Origin of the sequence: Ruegeria sp. Ofav3-42, from assembly GCF_022347725.1 — a bacterium.
In the GTDB taxonomy this organism is placed as follows: domain Bacteria; phylum Pseudomonadota; class Alphaproteobacteria; order Rhodobacterales; family Rhodobacteraceae; genus Ruegeria.
In genome coordinates this window covers 122,090-141,949 of record NZ_JAKRGB010000001.1, presented here as the reverse complement: position 1 = coordinate 141,949, position 19,860 = coordinate 122,090, and the positions used below count along the sequence as shown (strand labels likewise).

Here is a 19,860-nt window from a genome sequence, read left to right as displayed (position 1 = left end):
GCCAATCTATGCCCGACACGGTTACCAAAAGGTTAATCCATACAATGTCCGATCAGGTCGTCACTCGTTTCGCCCCGTCCCCTACCGGTTTTCTGCATATCGGCGGGGCCCGTACTGCGCTGTTCAACTGGCTTTATGCTCGTGGACGTGGTGGAAAGTTCCTGCTGCGGATTGAGGACACTGACCGCGAGCGTTCGACACCCGAAGCGACTGCAGCGATCCTGCAAGGTATGGAGTGGCTTGGGCTGGATCACGACGGTGACGTCATCAGCCAGTTCGAAGGCGCGGAACGCCATGCCGAGGTTGCACATCAACTGCTGGCCGAGGGCAAAGCGTACAAGTGCTTTTCGACGCAGGAAGAGATCGCCGAATTCCGTGAACAGGCCCGCGCCGAAGGGAAGTCGACGCTGTTTCGCAGCCCCTGGCGGGATGCAGATCCGTCAACGCACCCGGACGCCCCATTCGCGATCCGTATCAAAGCACCGCAGGATGGCAACACGGTCATCCGCGATCAGGTTCAGGGTGACGTCACCATCCGCAACGAGCAACTGGACGACATGATCCTGCTGCGTTCGGATGGGACGCCGGTCTACATGCTGGCGGTTGTGGTAGATGATCACGACATGGGCGTGACCCACGTGATCCGGGGCGACGATCACCTGAACAACGCCGCGCGCCAGATGATGATCTATGAGGCCATGGGTTGGGACGTGCCCGTCTGGGCACATATCCCGCTGATTCACGGACCTGATGGTAAAAAGCTGTCCAAGCGCCACGGCGCTTTGGGTGCGCAGGAATACCAGGCCATGGGCTATCCCGCCGCCGGAATGCGCAACTATCTGGCGCGTTTGGGTTGGAGCCACGGCGACGATGAGTTCTTTACCGACGCGCAGGCCAAAGAGTGGTTCGACCTGGATGGAATCGGCAAAAGCCCTGCCCGTTTCGACCTGAAAAAGCTGGAAAACCTGTGCGGACAGCACATCGCGGTTGCTGACGATGCTGCACTGCGGCAAGAGATCGAGGCCTATCTGGCAGCGGCCAAATTGCCTGACCTCACGGAAACACAATCCGGTGATCTGGAACGTGCGATGTATTGCCTCAAGGATCGCGCGCGCACGTTCCCGGAACTCCTTGAAAAGGCTCATTTTGCTCTCACCGACCGACCAATCGAGCCCGACGAAAAGGCTGCCAAGGCACTGGCCTCAGTATCCGATGGTATACTGAAAGAATTGACGCCGCACGTGCAAAATGCTAGCTGGACGCGAGACGAGCTGGAGCATGCCCTTAATTCGTTTGCAGAAGCGAAAGGGGTAAAGTTCGGCAAACTGGCAGGTCCGTTGCGGGCCGTGTTGGCAGGTCGGGCAGTGACGCCTTCAGTTTTTGATATGATGCTTGTGTTGGGGAAAGAAGAAACCCTTGCACGGCTTTCTGACGCAGCAACTTAAACCCAACCTTCATATTTGGGTAACGCTGCTCCGCTAACACCCGGACTGCGCGCCCGCGCGCGCAGCCGTTGCCCGCAGCGTCGGACAGCGATCCGACTTGCGCAAGAATGAGGAAGGGACACTATGACCGACAGCAATAAAACAGCCACTCTGACAGTCCATGGTGAAACGTACGAGTTGCCGGTTTATTCTCCGACTGCGGGTCCTGATGTAATCGACATCCGCAAACTTTATGGGGATGCGGGCGTCTTTACCTACGACCCCGGTTTTACGTCGACCGCAAGCTGTGACAGCACGATCACGTATATCGACGGCGAAAAAGGCGAGCTGCTGCACCGCGGCTATCCGATCGACCAACTGGCCGGCAAATCGCACTTCCTCGAAGTGTGCTATCTGTTGCTGTACGGAGAGCTGCCGGTCGCCAAGGATCTTGAGCAGTTCGAGACCACCATCACTCGCCACACCATGCTGCACGAACAGATGCAGTACTTCTATCGCGGTTTCCGCCGCGACGCGCACCCAATGGCAATCATGGTGGGTGTGGTTGGCGCGATGTCGGCCTTCTACCACGATTCGACCGACATTTCTGACCCGCATCAACGCGAGGTCGCTTCGCACCGTCTGATCGCCAAGATGCCGACCATTGCAGCCTGGGCTTACAAGTACCACATCGGCCAGCCTTTCGTTTATCCGCGCAACGATCTGGACTATGCGTCGAACTTCCTGCGCATGTGCTTTGCCGTTCCCGCAGAAGAATATGAGGTGAACCCGATCCTCAGCCGTGCAATGGACCGGATTCTGACGCTGCACGCGGATCACGAACAGAACGCCTCGACTTCGACCGTGCGTCTCGCCTCGTCCTCGGGCGCAAACCCGTTTGCGTGTATCGCTGCCGGTGTTGCCTGCCTTTGGGGTCCTGCCCATGGTGGTGCAAACCAGGCGTGCCTGGAAATGCTGGAAGAGATCGGGTCGGTCGACCGCATCCCTGAGTACATCGAGCGCGCGAAGGACAAGAACGATCCGTTCCGCCTGATGGGCTTCGGCCACCGCGTCTACAAAAACTTTGACCCACGTGCGAAAGTGATGAAGCAGTCGGCGGACGAGGTTTTGGATCTGCTGGGCGTCGAAAACAACCCGAAACTGCAGGTTGCCAAGGCACTCGAGAAACAGGCTCTGGAAGATCCGTATTTCGCCGAGAAGAAACTTTTCCCGAACGTAGACTTCTATTCGGGCATCATTCTCGAGGCGATGGGGTTCCCGACATCCATGTTTACCCCGATCTTCGCGCTGTCGCGTACCGTTGGCTGGGTCAGCCAGTGGAAAGAAATGATCGCAGATCCGCAGAACAAGATTGGCCGTCCGCGTCAGCTGTATCTGGGCGAGACCATGCGCGATTACGTGGATATCGAAAACCGCTAATCGCTGGTTCAAGATTTGGAACGTCCCGGACCACTGTCCGGGGCGTTTTTTTTTGAGGTGACCGCAAATCGTGTTGGCCAGCTGTGCGCGACAAAGTGTATTTTGACCGAGGCTCCTTCGATGTTCGCTGCTGTATCGACTAAGTAATTGATGCACCGCGTATTCTTCTGGAAACACAAAAGAAAACGCGATAGCCGAAACTAAGAGACGGCGAATATAACCACTCCGAAGGAGAAAGCTTGATGCCAGCATTGATCCAAAAGCAGTTCGGTGGTCGGTTTTACGACAAGTTTCGTTTGATTGCCTTTGATGAAGCCGAAAAGGCACGGGTGACCACAGGGGTTGATTTAGAAAAGGAAGCTGAAACGAAATACATTTTGACGCATCATTTCGACGATCCATATATGATCGAATTTTTGCGTGCGGAGCGCGCCCGCGCCCCGGAACATGTGGCCCGTAAGCTTAAACTGGCCGAAGGAGCTGAGCTTCCTGACTTTATTGAAAGTTCTGGAACGGGCTATGTTGTGAGTGCGAAGCTGAAAGGGATCATTGAGCTTCACCTGAGTGATCGCGATGGGATGACCTTCTTTCCACTTGAGATTTATCGCAAAGACGGGACGCTTTACTCTGCAGATTTTTTTGCATGGAACGTCTACCGCAAAGTGGATGCAGTGGACCCAACCTGCTTGGGCGTTGCGACGGTTGCAGGTCCGGTGGATGGAAATCACATGTGGACATACCGAAGCGGTGGCGGCAGGACCGCCAAAGGCCTGAAGTTGATGGAGTCCGAAATCGAAGGTTTAACCGCGTGGCGGGATTTCCGGTTTCGAGGTGATTTCAATTTTATCTCTGACGCTCTGTTAGCGGACATGGAAGCTGAAGGCATTGAAGGCTTTGAAGTAGAAAGCCTTTGGGGTGTCGTCTGACAGCGCATTTAGTCACCGAACACGCGCCTTGAGCTGACATTTCTGCCAAGTGCTATGCTGGGTCTATAATGCCTGAATAATCTCCGCAGGTCGAAGCCCTGAAAGCCGCACCTCCAGCCAACGAATGTAGCCATTGAGGTTCTTTATGGCAGGCCCGCGAAACGGTCGGATAAACCCGCCATAGCGGGCGTGGAGCGAGTTAACATTCTGGATGTGGTAGCAGCCGGCGGTTACACGAGTCCCCGGCTTAGACCCGACGACAAAATGCTCAATCCCGCCTTTCCTCGCCAGAGAAGCATAGCCACTGGCACCGTCCGAACAGAGCACAGCGTCACTTGGCACGAGTGGCTGCATCGCCCGCTCCAGTGTCACGCCCTTCCGGTCCGGAAACCGCTGGAAAAGACGAGCGCCGCCACGATCAGCAACAGTCAAAATGGGGAGTTACCACTTCGATAGACCGCGCATCATCTTCATTCCCTTCGTCGTGAAGTCCCCCCACCTTGGACGCGGCAGCTGCGCGACATTCCGTGGATCGGTTAACTGCCGAACCCACTCACGTGAACCCTTGCGGGATTCCCTTTGGTAGGTTTCGTCGGCCTCTACGATTCCAGCAAAACTCGGGATCGAGCCGCTTTCGATGATCGAGAAAACCAGCATCCGCCGGCGCCAAATGGTGTGTTTGTTGAGCCCAAGTCGGCGCGTGAGTTTGCGCACCGACTGAGGGGCAGAGCTGCCCAGCATGTCGCGAAGGACCACCATGAACATGTCAGGTCGATGGAGGCGACCAATGGTGGAGCCAATCGGACCTGAATACGTCTTTTGACAGCTGCGGCACCGATCTCGCTGAACCTTAGTTCGGGTGCGTCCCCATTTTTGACGCCTATCGTCTCCGCAGAATGGACACCCGTGTTCTCGGTTAGTCCTTGCTTCGATTTCCGAAATCGCTTCAGTCTGTCGTCGAAGATCCTGAATCTTCGTTTGGGCGTCCTCGATCTGTGCAGGGTTCAACTCGTCGAGAGCATCGAGAAAACGGCGAAAGTCGCATTGTAGCAAGGGTATCCTCCACTCAAAAGGTGAAGTGATATAGGCTTTTTTTACTGCACGGCGAAATTTACCAACACGATTTGCGGACACCTCCTTTTTTTAGAACAGGTTCAACTGATCGCCGGCCTGAGCAGGTTTGGAAAACAGGTCACATCTTAATGACGGCGTTTTCGTTGCAAGCCCAAGGCGTTTGACAGCCAGTTTGAACCGCTTGGCGACGAGCCCGGCATACTCCCCCTCGCCCCGCATGCGGTGACCCCAGCGCGGATCGTAGTCGCGACCGCCGTGCATTTCCCTCAGCTTGGACATGATTTTCTCGGCCCGAGCCGGTTCGTGGTCCTGCAACCAAGCCTGCCAGAGGTCCGAGACCTCTCGGGGAAGGCGCAGCATGATCCAGCTCGCGGAATCAGCGCCGGCGTCCCGGCCCGCCTCAAGCAGGTTTTCCAGCTCGTGATCGGTCAGCCCTGGGATCAACGGCGATGTCATGACGCGCACCGGCACCCCTGCTTCGATCAACCGCCGGATCGTCGCCAAACGACGCAAGGGGGACGGCGCACGCGGCTCCATTCGGCGCGACAGGTCCGGGTCCAAAGTGGTCAAAGAGATACCAACCCGGACCAGACCAAGCTGTGCCATCGGGGCCAGGATATCCAGATCCCTTTCGATCATCGCCCCTTTGGTTACGATGGCCACCGGGTGTCGGAATTCCTGCAGGATCGACAGGCATGACCTCGTAATCAATTGGCTTTTCTCTACCGGTTGATACGGATCTGTATTCGTTCCCATCGCGATGGTGGCCACTTTGTACCGCGTCGACGACAGCTCTTTTCTAAGAACGTCCGCGGCATTTGGCCGGGCAATCAGCCGGGTTTCGAAATCCAACCCCGGAGACAGTCCAAGGTAGGCGTGCGTTGGACGGGCAAAACAATACACGCACCCGTGTTCACAGCCCCGATACGGGTTGATCGAACGGTCGAAAGGCAGGTCGGGCGAGCGGTTATACGTGATAACGCTGCGCGCGACTTCTTCGCGGACCTCCGTCCTCAGCGGAGGAAGGTCATCGCCCGGGTCCCACCCATCCTCGCAGGGCACAGTTTCAAACCGTTCGAATCTGCCTGTGTCATTGGTCGCCACTCCTCGGGCCCGAATGTTGAGTGCAGGCATTTTTGTTCCCGTTATGTTCACACTCCCAACAGATATACCCTGTTTCGTCATTCGACAAGCAAAAGCAGATTCTCTGCCTTGCCCTGCACCAAGCTGGATTCCGTCGTAATTCGCCGGATGTGAACGAATTGCAGGATGTTCTTGCAGAAAATTCCATCGTGGCATCGAAGAATTTGCCCTATAGGTCGGTCCCGGAACCGCCGAGGTCGCAATCGTCACAGTCGAACTGCGACGAAATGGCCAAAACGGAAAAAATGCCACCACGGGCGTAATGCCCGACCAGCACAGGGAAATGCCCCATGTCCGATGAAGAAGACATCGTCCTGTCCGAACTGAACGACGACGAGCTTGTCGAACAGATGTTCGACGATCTTTATGACGGCCTGAAAGAAGAGATCGAAGAAGGTGTGAACATCCTGCTGGAACGCGGATGGACGCCGTATGACATTCTGACCAAAGCCTTGGTCGGTGGTATGACAATCGTGGGCCATGACTTCCGCGACGGCATCCTTTTCGTTCCAGAAGTTCTGCTGGCCGCAAACGCAATGAAGGGTGGCATGACCATTCTGAAGCCATTGCTGGCCGAAACCGGCGCCCCGCGCGTTGGCAAGATGGTTATCGGTACCGTGAAAGGCGACATCCACGACATCGGCAAGAACCTCGTGTCGATGATGATGGAAGGTGCCGGTTTTGAAGTCGTGGATATTGGCATCAACAACCCGGTCGAGAACTATCTGGAAGCTCTGGAATCCGAGCAGCCCGATATTCTGGGCATGTCCGCCCTGCTGACCACCACGATGCCTTACATGAAGGTCGTCATCGACACGCTGGTCGAACAGGGCCTGCGCGAAGATTACATCGTTCTGGTTGGCGGTGCGCCTCTGAACGAAGAATTTGGCAAGGCTATCGGAGCCGACGCATATTGCCGTGACGCGGCCGTAGCAGTGGAAACCGCCAAGGACTTTGTGTCTCGCAAGCACAATCAGCTTGCCGGCTGATCACAGTAACATAGAAATGATCTAGGCTGTCCCATCGGGGGCAGCCTTTTTTATTTAGCGGCTTGAAAACCTGCTAAATTTTGCCAATGTGCCTTTGTGAAGATTACGTTCGCGTGTTTGGCGAACCCCGTTAACGAGTTTTTGAGGTAGGCGATGGCGACGACCTTCAACGCAATTTTTCTTGGACAACTTGCTATTATCGACCCGACCGAGGGCAACAATACCGCCGAGAACGCGGGGGCATTGGTAGGTCAAACCTTTGGCAGCCCCGGAGACCCCCTGCTGAACGATGCCGTTGTCTGGAGCCCTGTCGGAAATACCGGCGGGACATACGAAAACGACGCAAACGTTGACTTCGATTTTTTCGCAATCGATGGCGCCACAACCCTTTTCGACGCTGCGGTCGCGTATAATGCCACGATCACTTATGTTGATGGAACGACGGCCAACATTACGGCCGTCATAGCGCAGGACGTTTTTGGAAACACTTTTCTGGTCCCCGAGTTTTCGGCCAATTCGGATCAAGCCGCCTTGGAGGCACAGGGCATCCGGTCTTTGACACTGGACAGTATCAACGTAGCCACAACACCCGGATTGAATGCGGACCGCCAAGAATGGGACATCGCCAGATGCTTCACGACCGGCACGCTGATCGAAACGGAGAAAGGTATGGTCGCGGTCGAAAATTTACGCGCGGGTGACAAGATTCCGACACTGGACCACGGAATACAGACCCTGCGCTGGATTGGATCGCAAACCGCGCGCGCTGCGGGGGCGTTTACGCCCGTTCTGATAAAGGCAGGCGCGCTTGGGAATAGTCGCGACCTGTTGGTCTCGCCACAGCACAGAATGTTGGTCAGCGACTGGAGAGTCGAGCTGCACTCAGGCCATGCCGAGGCTCTCGCTCCGGCCAAGCAACTGGTGAACGGCCATGATATCGTGATGCGGCCCGGCGGACTTGTGACCTATTACCACCTGATGTTCGATCAACACGAGTTGATCTGGGCCGAAGGCTGCCTGAGTGAAAGCTTCCACCCGGGCATCCAGGCCTGGAACAGTCTTGAGGATGCAACCCGGCAAGAGATCCTGACGTTGTTTCCCGAACTCGCGGATCACGGGATCACCGCCTATGGCCCCCCTGCCCGTCCGTCGCTTCAATCCTTCGAAACCCGCGCGTCGGTGGCCTGACACACTATGTCGGAAGCGGGCTTGCTTTGATCCGGCATTCATTCTTTGATGCTGCAATCCTTTGGGAACTAAACGATGCAGCAGAACAGCACACCGGATGATGCAAGCCTGACGTCAAAGGGCTACACCGAAAACGGTCGCCAGGGCGGTATTCTGCTGCTGGCCTGCGGTGCACTTGCGCGCGAAATCCTGCATTTGAAAAAGCGCAACGGCTGGGATCACATGACCCTGACCTGCCTGCCCGCCATTTTGCACGTCCACCCCGAACGGATCACACAAGCGGTCGAGGAAGCCGTTGCCAAACACCGCGGCAACTTTGACCAGGTCTATGTCGTCTACGCCGACTGCGGCACCGGAGGATTGTTGCAGAAGGCCTGCGAGGAAATGGGCGTCGAGATGATCAAAGGCCCGCATTGCTATTCCTTTTTCGAAGGGAATCAAGCCTTTGAGGAACATGGCGACGATGAAACGACCGCGTTCTATCTGACGGATTTTCTCGCTCGCCAGTTTGACGCCTTTGTCTGGAAACCGCTGGGGCTGGACCGCCACCCCGAGCTGCGCGACATGTATTTCGGCAACTACACCAAGCTGGTCTATCAGGCCCAAACCGACGACCCGGAGCTGACCGCGCGCGCCCGCGAATGCGCCGAGCGGATGGGCCTGGCATTCGAACGCCGCTTTACCGGGTATGGCGATTTGGAATCGACACTTACCGAATGGGCCGCGCGCCACAGCTGACGGACTGGCACAGCGGTCAGGCGTTTTCCTGAGCAACCTCTCGAATGCGCTCAATCATAGACCGCAGACCGTTGGAGCGTTGTGCCGACAGGTGGTCGTGCAATCCCAGACGCGCCAATTCCCCCCCGGCATCGACCTTTGGAACCTCATTCACAGGCAGGCCGTTGTACAAGGACCGCAGCACCGCAATCAGCCCTCGCACGATCAGCGCATCGCTGTCGCCGTCGAACCGGAACACGCCACGTTCGATCACAGGATGCAGCCAGACCTGACTGGCGCAGCCGTGAACCTTGGTGGCGGGAACCTTCAAGGCTTCGTCCAGCGGCTCCATCGCCTTGCCCTGATCAATCACATGGCGATACCGGTCTTCCCAGTCATCCAGAAATTCGAAATCCTCGACGATTTCCTCAAAGGCGGGCGTTGCCATTTCGGGGCGGTCCTTTTTGTTGCGATCACATTTGTGACCTATGCCTCCGTTGGGCACCTGTCCAGTCCCGGCGTGGGTTTTCAAACTTCGGAATTTAAGATAACCCATTGCTCAAATTACTTCTCTGGGCTTTGGGACCATGAAAAAATCAATACCTGTTCTAATGGTCAGCGCACTGGCACTGTCCGCCTGCAGCGGCTGGAGCGAGTCGCGGGTCAACCCGTCCAACTGGTTCGGGTCCAGCACACCAGCTCCCGTGCAGGTATCTACAAATGATGCCAATGCCTTGGTCCCCGAGCAACGCGACGGGGTCAGACTGTTCGGAAGACCCGAAGAAGAAGAGATCAGCTTTCCGATCACAAAGATCGACGAGCTTCGGATTGAGCCCACGCCGTCCGGTGCAATCGTCTATGCCACGGGCACGGCCTCAAGACAGGGTGCCTACAACGCCCGCCTTGTTCGTGTTGAAAACGCAGAGAACGAAAAGAATGGTATTCTGGAATACACGTTCGAGGTCAGTTACCCGGAATACGCAACAAATCTGGGCACCGAAAGGTCTCGGCAGGTCACAGACGCGTCTAATATCGGCTTGAAAGAACTGCAGAATGTCCGCCTTGTCCGCGTCCGGGGTGAACAAAACGCATTGGAGTCCCGGCGGCGTTAATCGCCGCTAAAGCGACACGACCTTTACGGACTGCCCCTTTGCGGCCAAGGCGATTTTGCCATCACACAGTTTGAGGGCATCTTCGCCGAAAACCTCAAAGCGCCACCCTGACATCGAGGGCAATTCGCGTTCGCCGGCGGCAAGCTGATCCAGTTCCGAACTTGTGGCGATCAGTTTGGCCGCCACGCCAGAGCTTTCGGTCTTGGATTTCAGCAAGACGCGCAGCAAATCCGCCAGTGCCGGATTGACTTTAAGCTTATCGCGGCTGTTATCCACGCGTGGCAGTCGGTCTGCGGGGCAATTCACCCCCTTCTTCACGGCCGCCAGAATACCGTCAGCGATCGCGCCCTTGCGCGCCTCGCGCAGCAGCAAGCGTGATCCGCCCAGATCGGACGGAGATTTGGGCTTGGTCGAGGCCAGCTCAATCAGTGCATCATCTTTGAAGACCCGGCTGCGCGGAACGTTGTTTTCCTGCGCGTACGCCTCGCGAAACTGTGCCAGTTCCCGCACCACGGCCAGAAACTTGGCCGAATTTGTTCGGGTCTTTACCCGCTTCCACGCATCCTCGGGACGAATGTCATAGGTCGCGGGCTGGGTCAGCGTCTGCAACTCCTCAGACACCCAATGGCTGCGCTGCGACTTTTTCAGCTGGGCCGCGAGGTGTTCGTAAATCTGGCGCAAATGCGTCACGTCAGCCAACGCATAGGTCTTTTGCGCATCAGACAGAGGCCGCCGTGACCAATCGGTAAAGCGCGAAGTCTTGTCGACACCCTGTTTGCAGATCTTGCGCACCAGCGTTTCATAGCCCACCTGCTCGCCAAACCCGCAGACCATCGCGGCGACCTGCGTGTCAAACAGAGGTTTGGGGAATACGGACGCTTCCACCCAAAAAATCTCAAGATCCTGCCGCGCGGCGTGGAACACTTTGACCACGCTCTCGTCACGGAACAGATCATAAAGCGGGTCCAACGACATGCCGTCGACCAGCGGGTCGACCAGAACAGCACTGTCCTCGTCATCGGATGGAACCGCAAGCTGAATCAGACAGAGCTTTGAATAGTAGGTCCGTTCGCGCAGAAACTCGGTATCTACAGTGACATAGTCATATTCCGCCGCGGCCTTGCAGAAGTCGGCCAGCTCTTGCGTCGTTGTCAGGGTTTTCATGCGCGATGCTGTTCTTGCTCTTGTTCTGTGCGGCCGATCATTACCGTACCCAGCCGTATTGCGGACCATAGGCTGAATATGACACGCGTGTAAATCACCCTGAGACGTTCAGGGCAGCAACACCGGAGTCCGATCCCCACTGGCGTAACGGCGCAACACTGCGGGATAAAGCCTGTGTTCCCAAACCAATACCCGTGCGGCCAAAGCCTCGGACGTATCGCCGGGTTCAATGTTCGCCCGCGCCTGCCCCAATATCGGTCCGTCATCCAGGGCTGCTGTGACCTCGTGGACCGAGCATCCATGCTCGGCATCCCCGGCGTCGATCGCACGCGCGTGGGTGTTCAGACCCCTATATTTCGGCAGCAGAGATGGGTGGATGTTCAGCATCCGCCCCTGAAAACGTGAAACGAAATCGCCCGTCAGGACCCGCATGAATCCGGCAAGGCAAACGATGTCGGGTTGGGCCGCCTCGAGCGGTTTCAACAACTCCGCTTCAAACGCGGCGCGATCCCCTTTGAACGGGCGGTGATCCACGGCCGCCGTGGGGATACCCCGTTCTGCCGCCTTTTTCAGCCCGCCCGCGTTGGGATCGTTGGACAGGACCAGGCAAGCACGTGCCGGGTGGTCGCCCGTCATGCTGTCGACCAGCGACACCATGTTGGAGCCGCCCCCCGAGATCAGGATTGCGACGCGCTTATGGCTCACAGCAGGTTGCCCGAATAGGCCATTCCCGGCGCGTTTGTCACCGTACCCAAACGCGCGACCGTTTCACCGGAATCAGACAGCAACGCCGCCAGGTCATCTGCGCGATCCGCGTCACATACGACGATCATGCCGATGCCGCAGTTGAATGTTTTAAGCATTTCCGCTTCGACGATTCCACCGGTTTCAGCCATCCAGCGGAAGACGGGCGGCAGGTCCCAAGCGTTCAGGTCGATCTCGGCGCCCAGGTCATCAGACAGGACGCGCGGCAAGTTTTCCGTCAGGCCACCGCCAGTGATGTGGGCCAGTGCATGCACGCCCCCTGCCCGGATCGCTTCCAGCGCGGGCTTCACGTAAAGGCGCGTTGGCGTCAGCAGAGCCTCACCCAACGAACCCTCGCCAAAGGGCGAGGCTGCATCCCAGCCCAACCCGGACATCTCGACCAGTTTACGCACCAGCGAATAACCATTCGAATGCACCCCATTCGAAGCGAGCCCCAACAGAACGTCGCCCTCCTGAACCCCGGCAGGCAGATGCGCACCGCGTTCCATCGCACCGACCGAGAAACCGGCCAGATCAAAGTCACCATCCGGATACATCCCCGGCATTTCGGCAGTTTCGCCACCGATCAGGGCACATCCGGATTGCACGCAGCCTTCGGCAATGCCTTCGATGATCCGCGCGGCAGTATCGGTGTCCAATTTGCCGGTGGCGAAATAGTCGAGGAAAAACAGAGGCTCAGCGCCCTGACAGATCAGGTCATTGACGCACATAGCGACCAGATCAATGCCAACGCCATCAACCACGCCCGTGTCGATGGCAATACGCAGCTTGGTGCCGACACCATCGGTGGCCCCGACCAGAATCGGGTCTTGATATCCGGCATCCTTCAGATCGAATAATGCGCCGAATCCCCCGAGGCCGGTCATGACCCCCGAGCGGTTGGTCCGTTTTGCCGCCGGTTTGATCCGGTCGATCAGAGCATTCCCCGCATCAATATCAACGCCCGCATCGGCATAGGTGATTCCGTTCTTGCCCGTCGTCATGGCCAACCCCTTATGAATGGTTCCCGCGCGGGTTATTCGATTGTTGGACATGTTGCAACGGTCAGGCTTGACGCGGGCGTTCACCGTGATACTCAAAGCGCTCAGGCGGGCCTGTAGCTCAATTGGTTAGAGCAGAGCGCTCATAACGCTTTGGTTGCGGGTTCAAGTCCTGCCGGGCCTACCAAATCACCGTCCGATGATAATATCCGCGCACAACCCACCCAGACGTTCGCTTTTACCAAGGCGCAGAACGCCGCCATGCGCGCGGGCGATGTCCGATACGATCGCCAGACCAAGACCGACACCGGTGCCCTGATTCTGGTTGCGTGCGGGATCCAGGCGCGAAAACGGCTTTAACGCCTCAGTCCGCTGTTCCGCGGGAATGCCCGGCCCATCATCCTCGACCCGGATGCGCAGCGTCTTAGGGGTCATGGACAAGCTGATCTCGGCCCGATTGCCGTATCGAACGGCATTCCCGATCAGATTTTCGACCGCACGGCGAATGGACGTTGGTCGCAGCATGACTGTGCCCTGCCCTTCGACCGAGACCAGTTGGGCCTTGTAACCCGCCCGCCGCGCATCTTCGACAATCTGATGCAATAGCGATTCGGGCTCCACCTCTTCCGGCGCGCCCTCGGACGCCCCGCGTGAGAAATCCAGGAAGGCATCCAATAGCAGCTGCATCTCATCCACGTCCTGCTGCATCGGGGCGGCTTCGTCCTCGGGCAGCATCGAAAGCCCCAGCTTAAGGCGTGTCAGCGGGGTTCTCAGATCGTGGCTAACACCGGACAGCATCATCGTGCGCTGTTCCATTTGTCGTTCAATTCTAGCCCGCATATCCAAAAAAGCGTTTCCGGCCGCGCGCACTTCGATGGCCCCACCGGGTGAATAGGGCACGACTCTGCCGCGGCCAAAGGCCTGTGCCGCGTCAGCCAGCCGAGTGATCGGCCGCAGCTGATTCCGCATGTACAAGAAAGAGATCGAGGTCATCACAACGGCAAAAAACATCATGGTCACAATCAACTGGTGCGGTGCTGTGGGCGACAGACGCCGCCGGTCCAGCGTCAACTGCAACAGACCAAGATCGGTTTGAAGATAAAGCCGCGCCTCATCCCCGGTCGGCAAGGCGACGGCGACCAGATCGGGCAGGCCCGCCCGCAAATTGGTCTCGACCTGCGGCGCGATAAAGTCATACCACCGGCGCCGATCCACAATAGGCTCATCGTCAATGTCAACGAAGCGCGCTTTCATATCCAGCGCCATCAGATCGAGACGAATGGCGGCCAGAGCCTCCTGCTGAGTTTCCGCCCCTTCCATCGTCTCAAGCACAAGAGTCACCTCTCGCGTGGCGGTCCTGGTCATTTGTGTCGTGACGTCTTCGAGGTGTTTTTGCAGGAAAGCAATCCCAACGACCAGCAACAGAACGATCACCGGGAGAACCAGAATCAGTGCTGCCCGGGCGTAGAGGCTGCGCGGCATATAGTGTTTGAGCCATTGACTGGACATGCGCTAAACCTAACGGGCTGATCCGGCAAGAGAAAGAGTGCAGAATGCAGGTGCCCGACGATTTCAACCCGCCCCCTGGCAATGCGATTGAATTGCAGCCTGGTCTGCGACGGATTCTGGCCCCAAACCCCTCGCCCATGACCTTTCGCGGCACCAACACTTATCTGCTGGGTGAGCGTGATCTGGCGGTCATTGATCCCGGTCCCCTGAGCGACGCGCATCTTGACGCGATTCTGGACGCTCTGCTGCCCGGCCAGCGCATCAGCCATATCGTGGTTACGCACAGCCATCTGGATCACTCGCCCCTTGCCGCACCGCTGGCAGCCCGCACAGGTGCGCCCATACTGGCCTTTGGTGGACCCCAGGCCGGGCGCAGCGCAGTGATGACCCAACTGGCACTCCAGGGCTTGGCTGGCGGCGGCGAAGGGATCGATGCGGCGTTCCGCCCGGACATCGAAGTTGTCGATGGCGAGATCATTGAAGGGGATGGCTGGGATCTCGAGGTCATTCACACGCCCGGCCATCTGGGCAACCATATCACCCTGGGCTGGGGCGAGGTTTGCTTTACTGCCGATCACGTCATGGGCTGGGCCAGTTCTCTGGTTTCTCCCCCAGACGGGGATCTGACGGATTTCATGCAGGCTTGCCACAGGTTGCGCGACCGGAACTGGTCACTGTTTCACGCCGGGCATGGCGCTCCGATCACGGACCCGGCGGGACGGTTGGACTGGTTGATCAATCACCGGCTGACGCGCGAGGCTCAGATACTGGCAGCGCTGGAGGATCAGTCCGGAACAGCCCGCCAACTTGCCGAGCGTATCTACACCGATACACCTGCAGCACTTTTGCCAGCGGCCGAACGCAACGTGTTCGCCCATCTCGTTGATCTAAATGGGAAATCACAGGTTTCCACACCCGGAACGCTGTCGGTGGATGCCAAATTTTCAAGGTCGGCGTGACCAAACGAAACTTTTTTCCGTTTGATGCAGTTCCCCTCTGGACGGCAAAAAATAGGATTGTTATACGCCCCTCAGTTCCGGCGTAGCTCAGCGGTAGAGCAGTTGACTGTTAATCAATTGGTCGTAGGTTCGATCCCTACCGCCGGAGCCAAAATCCTCAATGCCATAAACCTCATGTGCGCGGCGCTTGATTGCAGCGTAGTTCGGTCGCGTAACGGCTTGATTCCCTGAATTTTCGCTCACGGTCAACGCTCAGTCTACGAGCCCTGTAAAAGCGGTGAAACCTGGACCAAATGCAGCCGGAAATCTTGCAGTTTGCCCCGCGACCCAATTGATATTCGCAATTCTTAATATTTCGATTGGAGACAAAGACGTCAGTGAATTTTGTTCTCTTGGGAGAGACAGCGAAGGAGACAGAGATGCGTGGAATTTGGGTATTCGTTTGTGTGGCGTTGGTGGCGGCATGTAGCACAAACCTAACGCCACAAGGTCAGCAAGTCAGGCAACTCTCTCCTCAGACCGTTCAAAACTGTCAGTTTTTGGGGCCTGTAAGCGGAATGGAGCTTTTTGGCTTTGACACACCGATGGATGCAGAAAGCGCGCAGAATAAAATGCGCAACGCTGTTGCCTCGATGGGTGGCAATGGGTTCGTTTTGACACAAAGCTCGACCAGCGATGGTGGGACCTTTGTTTCAGGCGATGCGTATAGATGCCCCTAGAGCGTCCTAGCAGAAAACCCCTGTTTTGACGCCTTGATTTAGCGCCTGGGGCCGCGAATTGATGACGTCCAGGTCTTGAGTTCGACGACTTTGGTTCGCGCCGGAATCGCGGAATCAGCGCACACTTACTTATCGCGGTTTCGGCACCGAAACTTGGTTCGTTTTTTCATCCCAAAAAAATGTGCCGCACCCTCTGGACGTCGCAGAAACAGGTTGCTATACGGCGCGAACCGTTCCGGCGTAGCTCAGCGGTAGAGCAGTTGACTGTTAATCAATTGGTCGTAGGTTCGATCCCTACCGCCGGAGCCATTCACAACAATATCAGGCACTTAGCCCGTCAGGGCATCTTCGAAATCCGCGCGCAGATTTCGTTTGAGAACCTTGCCCGTCGCGTTAAGCGGCAATGCATCCACAAAGACAACCTTGTCGGGCACCTGCCACTTGGCGATTTTGCCGTCGAAGAAGGCCAGCAATTCGCCCTCGGTCGGGTCTTCGCCTTCGGCTTTGACTGCCACGAGTAGCGGACGCTCGTCCCATTTCGGGTGCGGCACGCCCACGACGGCCGCTGTGGCGAGTTTCGGGTGTGCGACGGCGATGTTTTCTAATTCGACCGAGCTGATCCACTCACCACCGGACTTGATGATATCCTTGGAGCGATCGCGGATCGTCATGTAGCCGTCAGGATCCAAAGTGGCGACATCTCCGGTGGCAAACCAGCCATCCTGCAGCAGTTCTTCATCCTGCATCTGAAAATAGCTGTCCAGCACCCAGTGCCCGCGCACCAACAGGTCGCCCTGAGTAACACCGTCATGAGGCAGATCATTGCCGTCATCATCAACGATTTTCAGCTCTACGCCAAATGGCGGGCGGCCCTGATTTTCGCGCAGCTTGTGCTGCTCGTCTTGCGGGAGATCGAAGTGCTTGGCCATAGGCTGGTTTGTGGTCCCCAGCGGGCTCATTTCGCTCATTCCCCAGGCGTGGACAGTGTCCACTCCGTAGGTATCGCGGAACGTTTCGATCATTGACGGCGGGCAAGCCGCGCCGCCGATAACTGTGCGGTTCAGGCTGGCCAGTTTACTGCCAGACTTCTCGGCGTGGGCCAGCAACCCCTGCCAGATCGTCGGAACGCCCATGGCGAGCGTCACGCCATAGGTGTCGACCAGATTCACCAGCGCTTCGCCATGTAACCCCGGACCCGGTAGCACCATGCGCGAGCCTGACATGGCGCATGCATAAGGTGATCCCCACGCGTTCACATGGAACATCGGAACCACAGGCATTACGACATCCATAGCCGAAAACCCGATTACGTCACGGGTATTCGATCCGAAGCTGTGCAAAACGGTCGAACGGTGGGAATATAGCACACCCTTGGGATTACCCGTCGTCCCCGAGGTATAGCAAAGGCTCGACGCGGTGTTTTCGTCGAAGCTGGGCCATTGAAAATCGGTGTCCCCGGTCTCGATCAGTTCGTCATAGAATTCGACGCCCGGGATTTTGGCAATGGCGTCCTCATTGCGCGGCCCCATCAAAACAAGATGGCGAACCTCGGTCAAATGCTCGCGCAGGGCGGCAACCAGAGGGATAAAGGTCGCGTCAAAGAACAGAACCCGGTCTTTGGCGTGGTTGATGATATAGGTCAGCTGCTCTGGGAAGAGGCGCGGATTGACCGTGTGGCACACAAAGCCCGCACCAGAAGCGGCATAGTAGATTTCAAGATGCCGCCGGTTGTTCCAGGCCAACGTGCCGACGCGATCCTGCGGCTCCAGACCCAACTTTGTCAGCGCGGACCCCAGTTTTCGGGCGTTTCTCGCCACTTCTGCCCAGTTGGTTTTCGTGACCGAACCATCGGTTTCGACCGAGTAGATCTCGGTTTGGCCATGATAGCGTTCGGCATGATCTATCAGCGACGAGATCAGCAAAGGCTGCGTCATCATCTGTCCCAGCATGGGCATCCTCCCTATGTCAGCGCCACGTCTGTGCGGCAGCGCCGTCTGCCAGCCTGAACACATTAACCCGCGTTCGCGTTACGGGATGTTCAGGGGTTCCCTAAGAACAGACCCTGCCAATCATTTAATTGTCTGACAATAAGAGAATGCAGCCTGCCCTTGCGACAGACTGCCGAAAAACGCCTTATTAATCCCGATGGCGCATTGCGTAAGCAACAAGAGCCGCAGTCGAACCGTCCTTGCCGGACGCGCTTTCGTCTCCGTCCACGATCGGGCCGAGCGACGTGGCAAGTTCCTTGCCCAACTCCACACCCCACTGGTCGAATGAGTTGATGCCAAGCAAAATCCCTTCTACGAAAACGCGATGTTCATAAAGGGCAATGATCTGCCCCAGCACAAAGGGCGTGAGTTTCGGGTAGATCAGCGTTGTCGATGGACGGTTGCCCGGGAACACGCGGTGACGCGCCTGCCGTTCCAATTCAGCACCTTCCAATCCCTTGTCAGCCATCCGCTGCCGCGCTTCATCCAAAGAACGGCCACGCATCAGCGCCTCGGACTGGGCGAGGCAATTGGCCAGCAGAAGGCGGTGGTGGTGTTTGAGCTCGGGTTCGTGCCCTTCAGCGGCCACCATGAACTCGCAGGGAATCACATCAGTGCCCTGATGGATCAGTTGGTAGAACGCATGCTGGCCATTCGTACCCGGTTCGCCCCAGACAACAGGCCCGGACGGCATGGCCAAATCACTGCCGTCCATGGCGACGGATTTGCCGTTCGATTCCATCTCCAACTGCTGGAAATACGCTGGCAGCCTTAGCAAGCGCTGATCATAAGGCAGAACGGCCCGGCTGGTATGGCCCAAGACCTGACGGTGCCAGACGCCGACCAGAGCCAACATGACCGGCATGTTCTCGGCCCAATCGGCAGCTCGGAAGTGCACATCCATCGCCTGCCCGCCTCGCAAGAAGGCGTCGAATGCGTTCGATCCGACGGCGATCATCACCGGAAGGCCAACCGGACCCCAGACTGAATATCGACCGCCAACCCAATCGGCAAAGCCGAAGACCCGGTCCTCGGGGATGCCAAAAGCCTGCGTCTTGTCCAGAGCGCTGGATACGGCAGCGAACTGTTTGGTCGGATCGCCGCCGCCATCCTCCATCCAGGCCCGGGCCGTCCGGGCGTTGGTCATGGTTTCAATAGTCGTGAATGTCTTCGACGCGACAATCACCAGAGTGCGAGTCGGATCGAGCTGGCGCAGCGTGTCCGCGATGTGCGCACCGTCCACGTTAGACACATAGTGCAGCCGTGGCCCGTCGTGATACGGCGCCAGCGCGTGCGTTGCCATGACCGGCCCCAGATCCGAGCCACCGATGCCGATATTCACAACATCGGTAAAGCTGCCCTCTGCCCCTGAAACCGCACCGCCGCGCACCTCTTCGGCAAAGACCCGCATCCGTTGCAGCGTGTCCATCACATCGGGCATGACGTCCAGCCCATCCACTTCGACCGGGCCGCCATCCAGATTGCGCAATGCCGTATGCAGCACTGCGCGCCCTTCGGTTTCGTTGATTTTTTGCCCGGTGAACATCGCCTCGCGCCGCTCGGCCAGTCCGGCCTCGTCGCACAAACGGATCAATGCGCCGCGGACATCGCCGTTGATCTGCGTTTTTGAGTAGTCAAACAGAAGATCACCGGTCGAGGCCGAATAGCCCTGCGCGCGGTTCGGATCGCTTTCGAACAGGTCCAGAATGGTCTGGTTTTGACCGTCGGACGCCAAGGTTTTGAGAGGGCTCAGTTCCATCTGT

The 19,860-nt window shown here is 57.5% G+C and carries 18 protein-coding genes and 3 tRNA genes; 12 read left to right on the top strand and 9 right to left on the bottom strand.

Annotated features, from left to right (window positions below; translation table 11 throughout):
• Nucleotides 1-44: 44 nt before the first annotated feature.
• From gltX to MHN28_RS00685, 3 genes are all read left to right on the top strand, one after another.
• Nucleotides 45-1,445, top strand: a complete 1,401-nt coding sequence (gene gltX / locus MHN28_RS00695; protein ID WP_239335682.1) for a glutamate--tRNA ligase — start codon at nucleotides 45-47, stop codon at nucleotides 1,443-1,445.
• A 123-nt stretch (nucleotides 1,446-1,568) separates the two neighbouring features.
• Nucleotides 1,569-2,864 (top strand): citrate synthase, encoded by a 1,296-nt coding sequence (gene gltA / locus MHN28_RS00690; protein WP_239334968.1) that lies wholly within the window; start codon nucleotides 1,569-1,571, stop codon nucleotides 2,862-2,864.
• Between the two features lie 242 nt (nucleotides 2,865-3,106).
• A complete protein-coding gene (locus tag MHN28_RS00685) occupies nucleotides 3,107-3,790 on the top strand; it encodes an imm11 family protein (protein ID WP_239334966.1) in 684 nt (227 codons plus the stop codon).
• 441 nt (nucleotides 3,791-4,231) lie between these two features.
• On the opposite strand, the gene MHN28_RS00680 is transcribed toward MHN28_RS00685, so the two are convergent.
• A complete protein-coding gene (locus tag MHN28_RS00680) occupies nucleotides 4,232-4,549 on the bottom strand; it encodes a hypothetical protein (RefSeq protein WP_239334964.1) in 318 nt (105 codons plus the stop codon).
• Between the two features lie 384 nt (nucleotides 4,550-4,933).
• On the bottom strand, nucleotides 4,934-5,998 hold the full coding sequence (locus MHN28_RS00675; RefSeq protein WP_239334962.1) for a PA0069 family radical SAM protein: 1,065 nt from the start codon (nucleotides 5,996-5,998) through the stop codon (nucleotides 4,934-4,936).
• Nucleotides 5,999-6,297: 299 nt separating this feature from the next.
• Here MHN28_RS00675 and MHN28_RS00670 point away from each other — a divergent pair, with 299 nt between their 5' ends.
• From MHN28_RS00670 to MHN28_RS00660, 3 genes are all read left to right on the top strand, one after another.
• Entirely contained in the window at nucleotides 6,298-6,996 is a 699-nt protein-coding gene (locus MHN28_RS00670; protein ID WP_239334960.1) for a B12-binding domain-containing protein, read from the top strand.
• A 153-nt stretch (nucleotides 6,997-7,149) separates the two neighbouring features.
• On the top strand, nucleotides 7,150-8,184 hold the full coding sequence (locus tag MHN28_RS00665; protein ID WP_239334959.1) for a Hint domain-containing protein: 1,035 nt from the start codon (nucleotides 7,150-7,152) through the stop codon (nucleotides 8,182-8,184).
• A 75-nt stretch (nucleotides 8,185-8,259) separates the two neighbouring features.
• Nucleotides 8,260-8,922: a DUF1638 domain-containing protein gene (locus MHN28_RS00660; protein ID WP_239334957.1), complete on the top strand. Its 663-nt coding sequence runs from the start codon at nucleotides 8,260-8,262 to the stop codon at nucleotides 8,920-8,922.
• A gap of 16 nt (nucleotides 8,923-8,938) precedes the next feature.
• Here MHN28_RS00660 and MHN28_RS00655 read toward each other — a convergent pair whose 3' ends face one another.
• Entirely contained in the window at nucleotides 8,939-9,349 is a 411-nt protein-coding gene (locus MHN28_RS00655; protein WP_239334955.1) for a SufE family protein, read from the bottom strand.
• Nucleotides 9,350-9,488: 139 nt separating this feature from the next.
• On the opposite strand from MHN28_RS00655, the gene MHN28_RS00650 reads away from it, so the two are divergent.
• Nucleotides 9,489-10,013, top strand: coding sequence for a hypothetical protein (locus MHN28_RS00650; protein ID WP_239334953.1), 525 nt, complete (start codon nucleotides 9,489-9,491; stop codon nucleotides 10,011-10,013).
• Between the two features lie 6 nt (nucleotides 10,014-10,019).
• Here the strand turns inward: MHN28_RS00650 and rnd are convergent, their stop codons facing one another.
• The 3 genes from rnd to purM all read right to left on the bottom strand — a co-directional run bounded on the left by rnd (nucleotide 10,020) and on the right by purM (nucleotide 12,925).
• Entirely contained in the window at nucleotides 10,020-11,177 is a 1,158-nt protein-coding gene (rnd, locus tag MHN28_RS00645; RefSeq protein ID WP_239334951.1) for a ribonuclease D, read from the bottom strand.
• A gap of 108 nt (nucleotides 11,178-11,285) precedes the next feature.
• The gene (gene purN, locus MHN28_RS00640; RefSeq protein WP_239334949.1) at nucleotides 11,286-11,882 is read right to left on the bottom strand and encodes a phosphoribosylglycinamide formyltransferase; all 597 of its coding nucleotides are present in this window, start codon (nucleotides 11,880-11,882) and stop codon (nucleotides 11,286-11,288) included.
• Nucleotides 11,879-12,925 (bottom strand): phosphoribosylformylglycinamidine cyclo-ligase, encoded by a 1,047-nt coding sequence (purM, locus tag MHN28_RS00635; protein WP_239334947.1) that lies wholly within the window; start codon nucleotides 12,923-12,925, stop codon nucleotides 11,879-11,881. Before purM ends, purN begins: the two co-directional genes overlap by 4 nt.
• A gap of 107 nt (nucleotides 12,926-13,032) precedes the next feature.
• On the opposite strand from purM, the gene MHN28_RS00630 reads away from it, so the two are divergent.
• Nucleotides 13,033-13,109 (top strand) — tRNA-Ile (locus MHN28_RS00630).
• A 2-nt stretch (nucleotides 13,110-13,111) separates the two neighbouring features.
• Here the strand turns inward: MHN28_RS00630 and MHN28_RS00625 are convergent.
• Nucleotides 13,112-14,431, bottom strand: a complete 1,320-nt coding sequence (locus MHN28_RS00625) for an ATP-binding protein (RefSeq protein WP_239334945.1) — start codon at nucleotides 14,429-14,431, stop codon at nucleotides 13,112-13,114.
• Nucleotides 14,432-14,475: 44 nt separating this feature from the next.
• On the opposite strand from MHN28_RS00625, the gene MHN28_RS00620 reads away from it, so the two are divergent.
• From MHN28_RS00620 to MHN28_RS00610, 4 genes are all read left to right on the top strand, one after another.
• The gene (locus tag MHN28_RS00620; protein ID WP_239334943.1) at nucleotides 14,476-15,390 is read left to right on the top strand and encodes an MBL fold metallo-hydrolase; all 915 of its coding nucleotides are present in this window, start codon (nucleotides 14,476-14,478) and stop codon (nucleotides 15,388-15,390) included.
• A gap of 76 nt (nucleotides 15,391-15,466) precedes the next feature.
• A tRNA-Asn gene (locus MHN28_RS00615) sits at nucleotides 15,467-15,541 on the top strand.
• A 268-nt stretch (nucleotides 15,542-15,809) separates the two neighbouring features.
• Nucleotides 15,810-16,109, top strand: coding sequence for a DUF4156 domain-containing protein (locus tag MHN28_RS24945; protein ID WP_370645642.1), 300 nt, complete (start codon nucleotides 15,810-15,812; stop codon nucleotides 16,107-16,109).
• A 234-nt stretch (nucleotides 16,110-16,343) separates the two neighbouring features.
• Nucleotides 16,344-16,418: transfer RNA gene (locus tag MHN28_RS00610), tRNA-Asn, on the top strand.
• A gap of 20 nt (nucleotides 16,419-16,438) precedes the next feature.
• Here MHN28_RS00610 and MHN28_RS00605 read toward each other — a convergent pair.
• Nucleotides 16,439-18,058: a long-chain-fatty-acid--CoA ligase gene (locus MHN28_RS00605; protein ID WP_239334941.1), complete on the bottom strand. Its 1,620-nt coding sequence runs from the start codon at nucleotides 18,056-18,058 to the stop codon at nucleotides 16,439-16,441.
• A 187-nt stretch (nucleotides 18,059-18,245) separates the two neighbouring features.
• Nucleotides 18,246-19,856: a glucose-6-phosphate isomerase gene (gene pgi, locus MHN28_RS00600; RefSeq protein WP_239334939.1), complete on the bottom strand. Its 1,611-nt coding sequence runs from the start codon at nucleotides 19,854-19,856 to the stop codon at nucleotides 18,246-18,248.
• Between the last annotated feature and the right edge of the window lie 4 nt (nucleotides 19,857-19,860).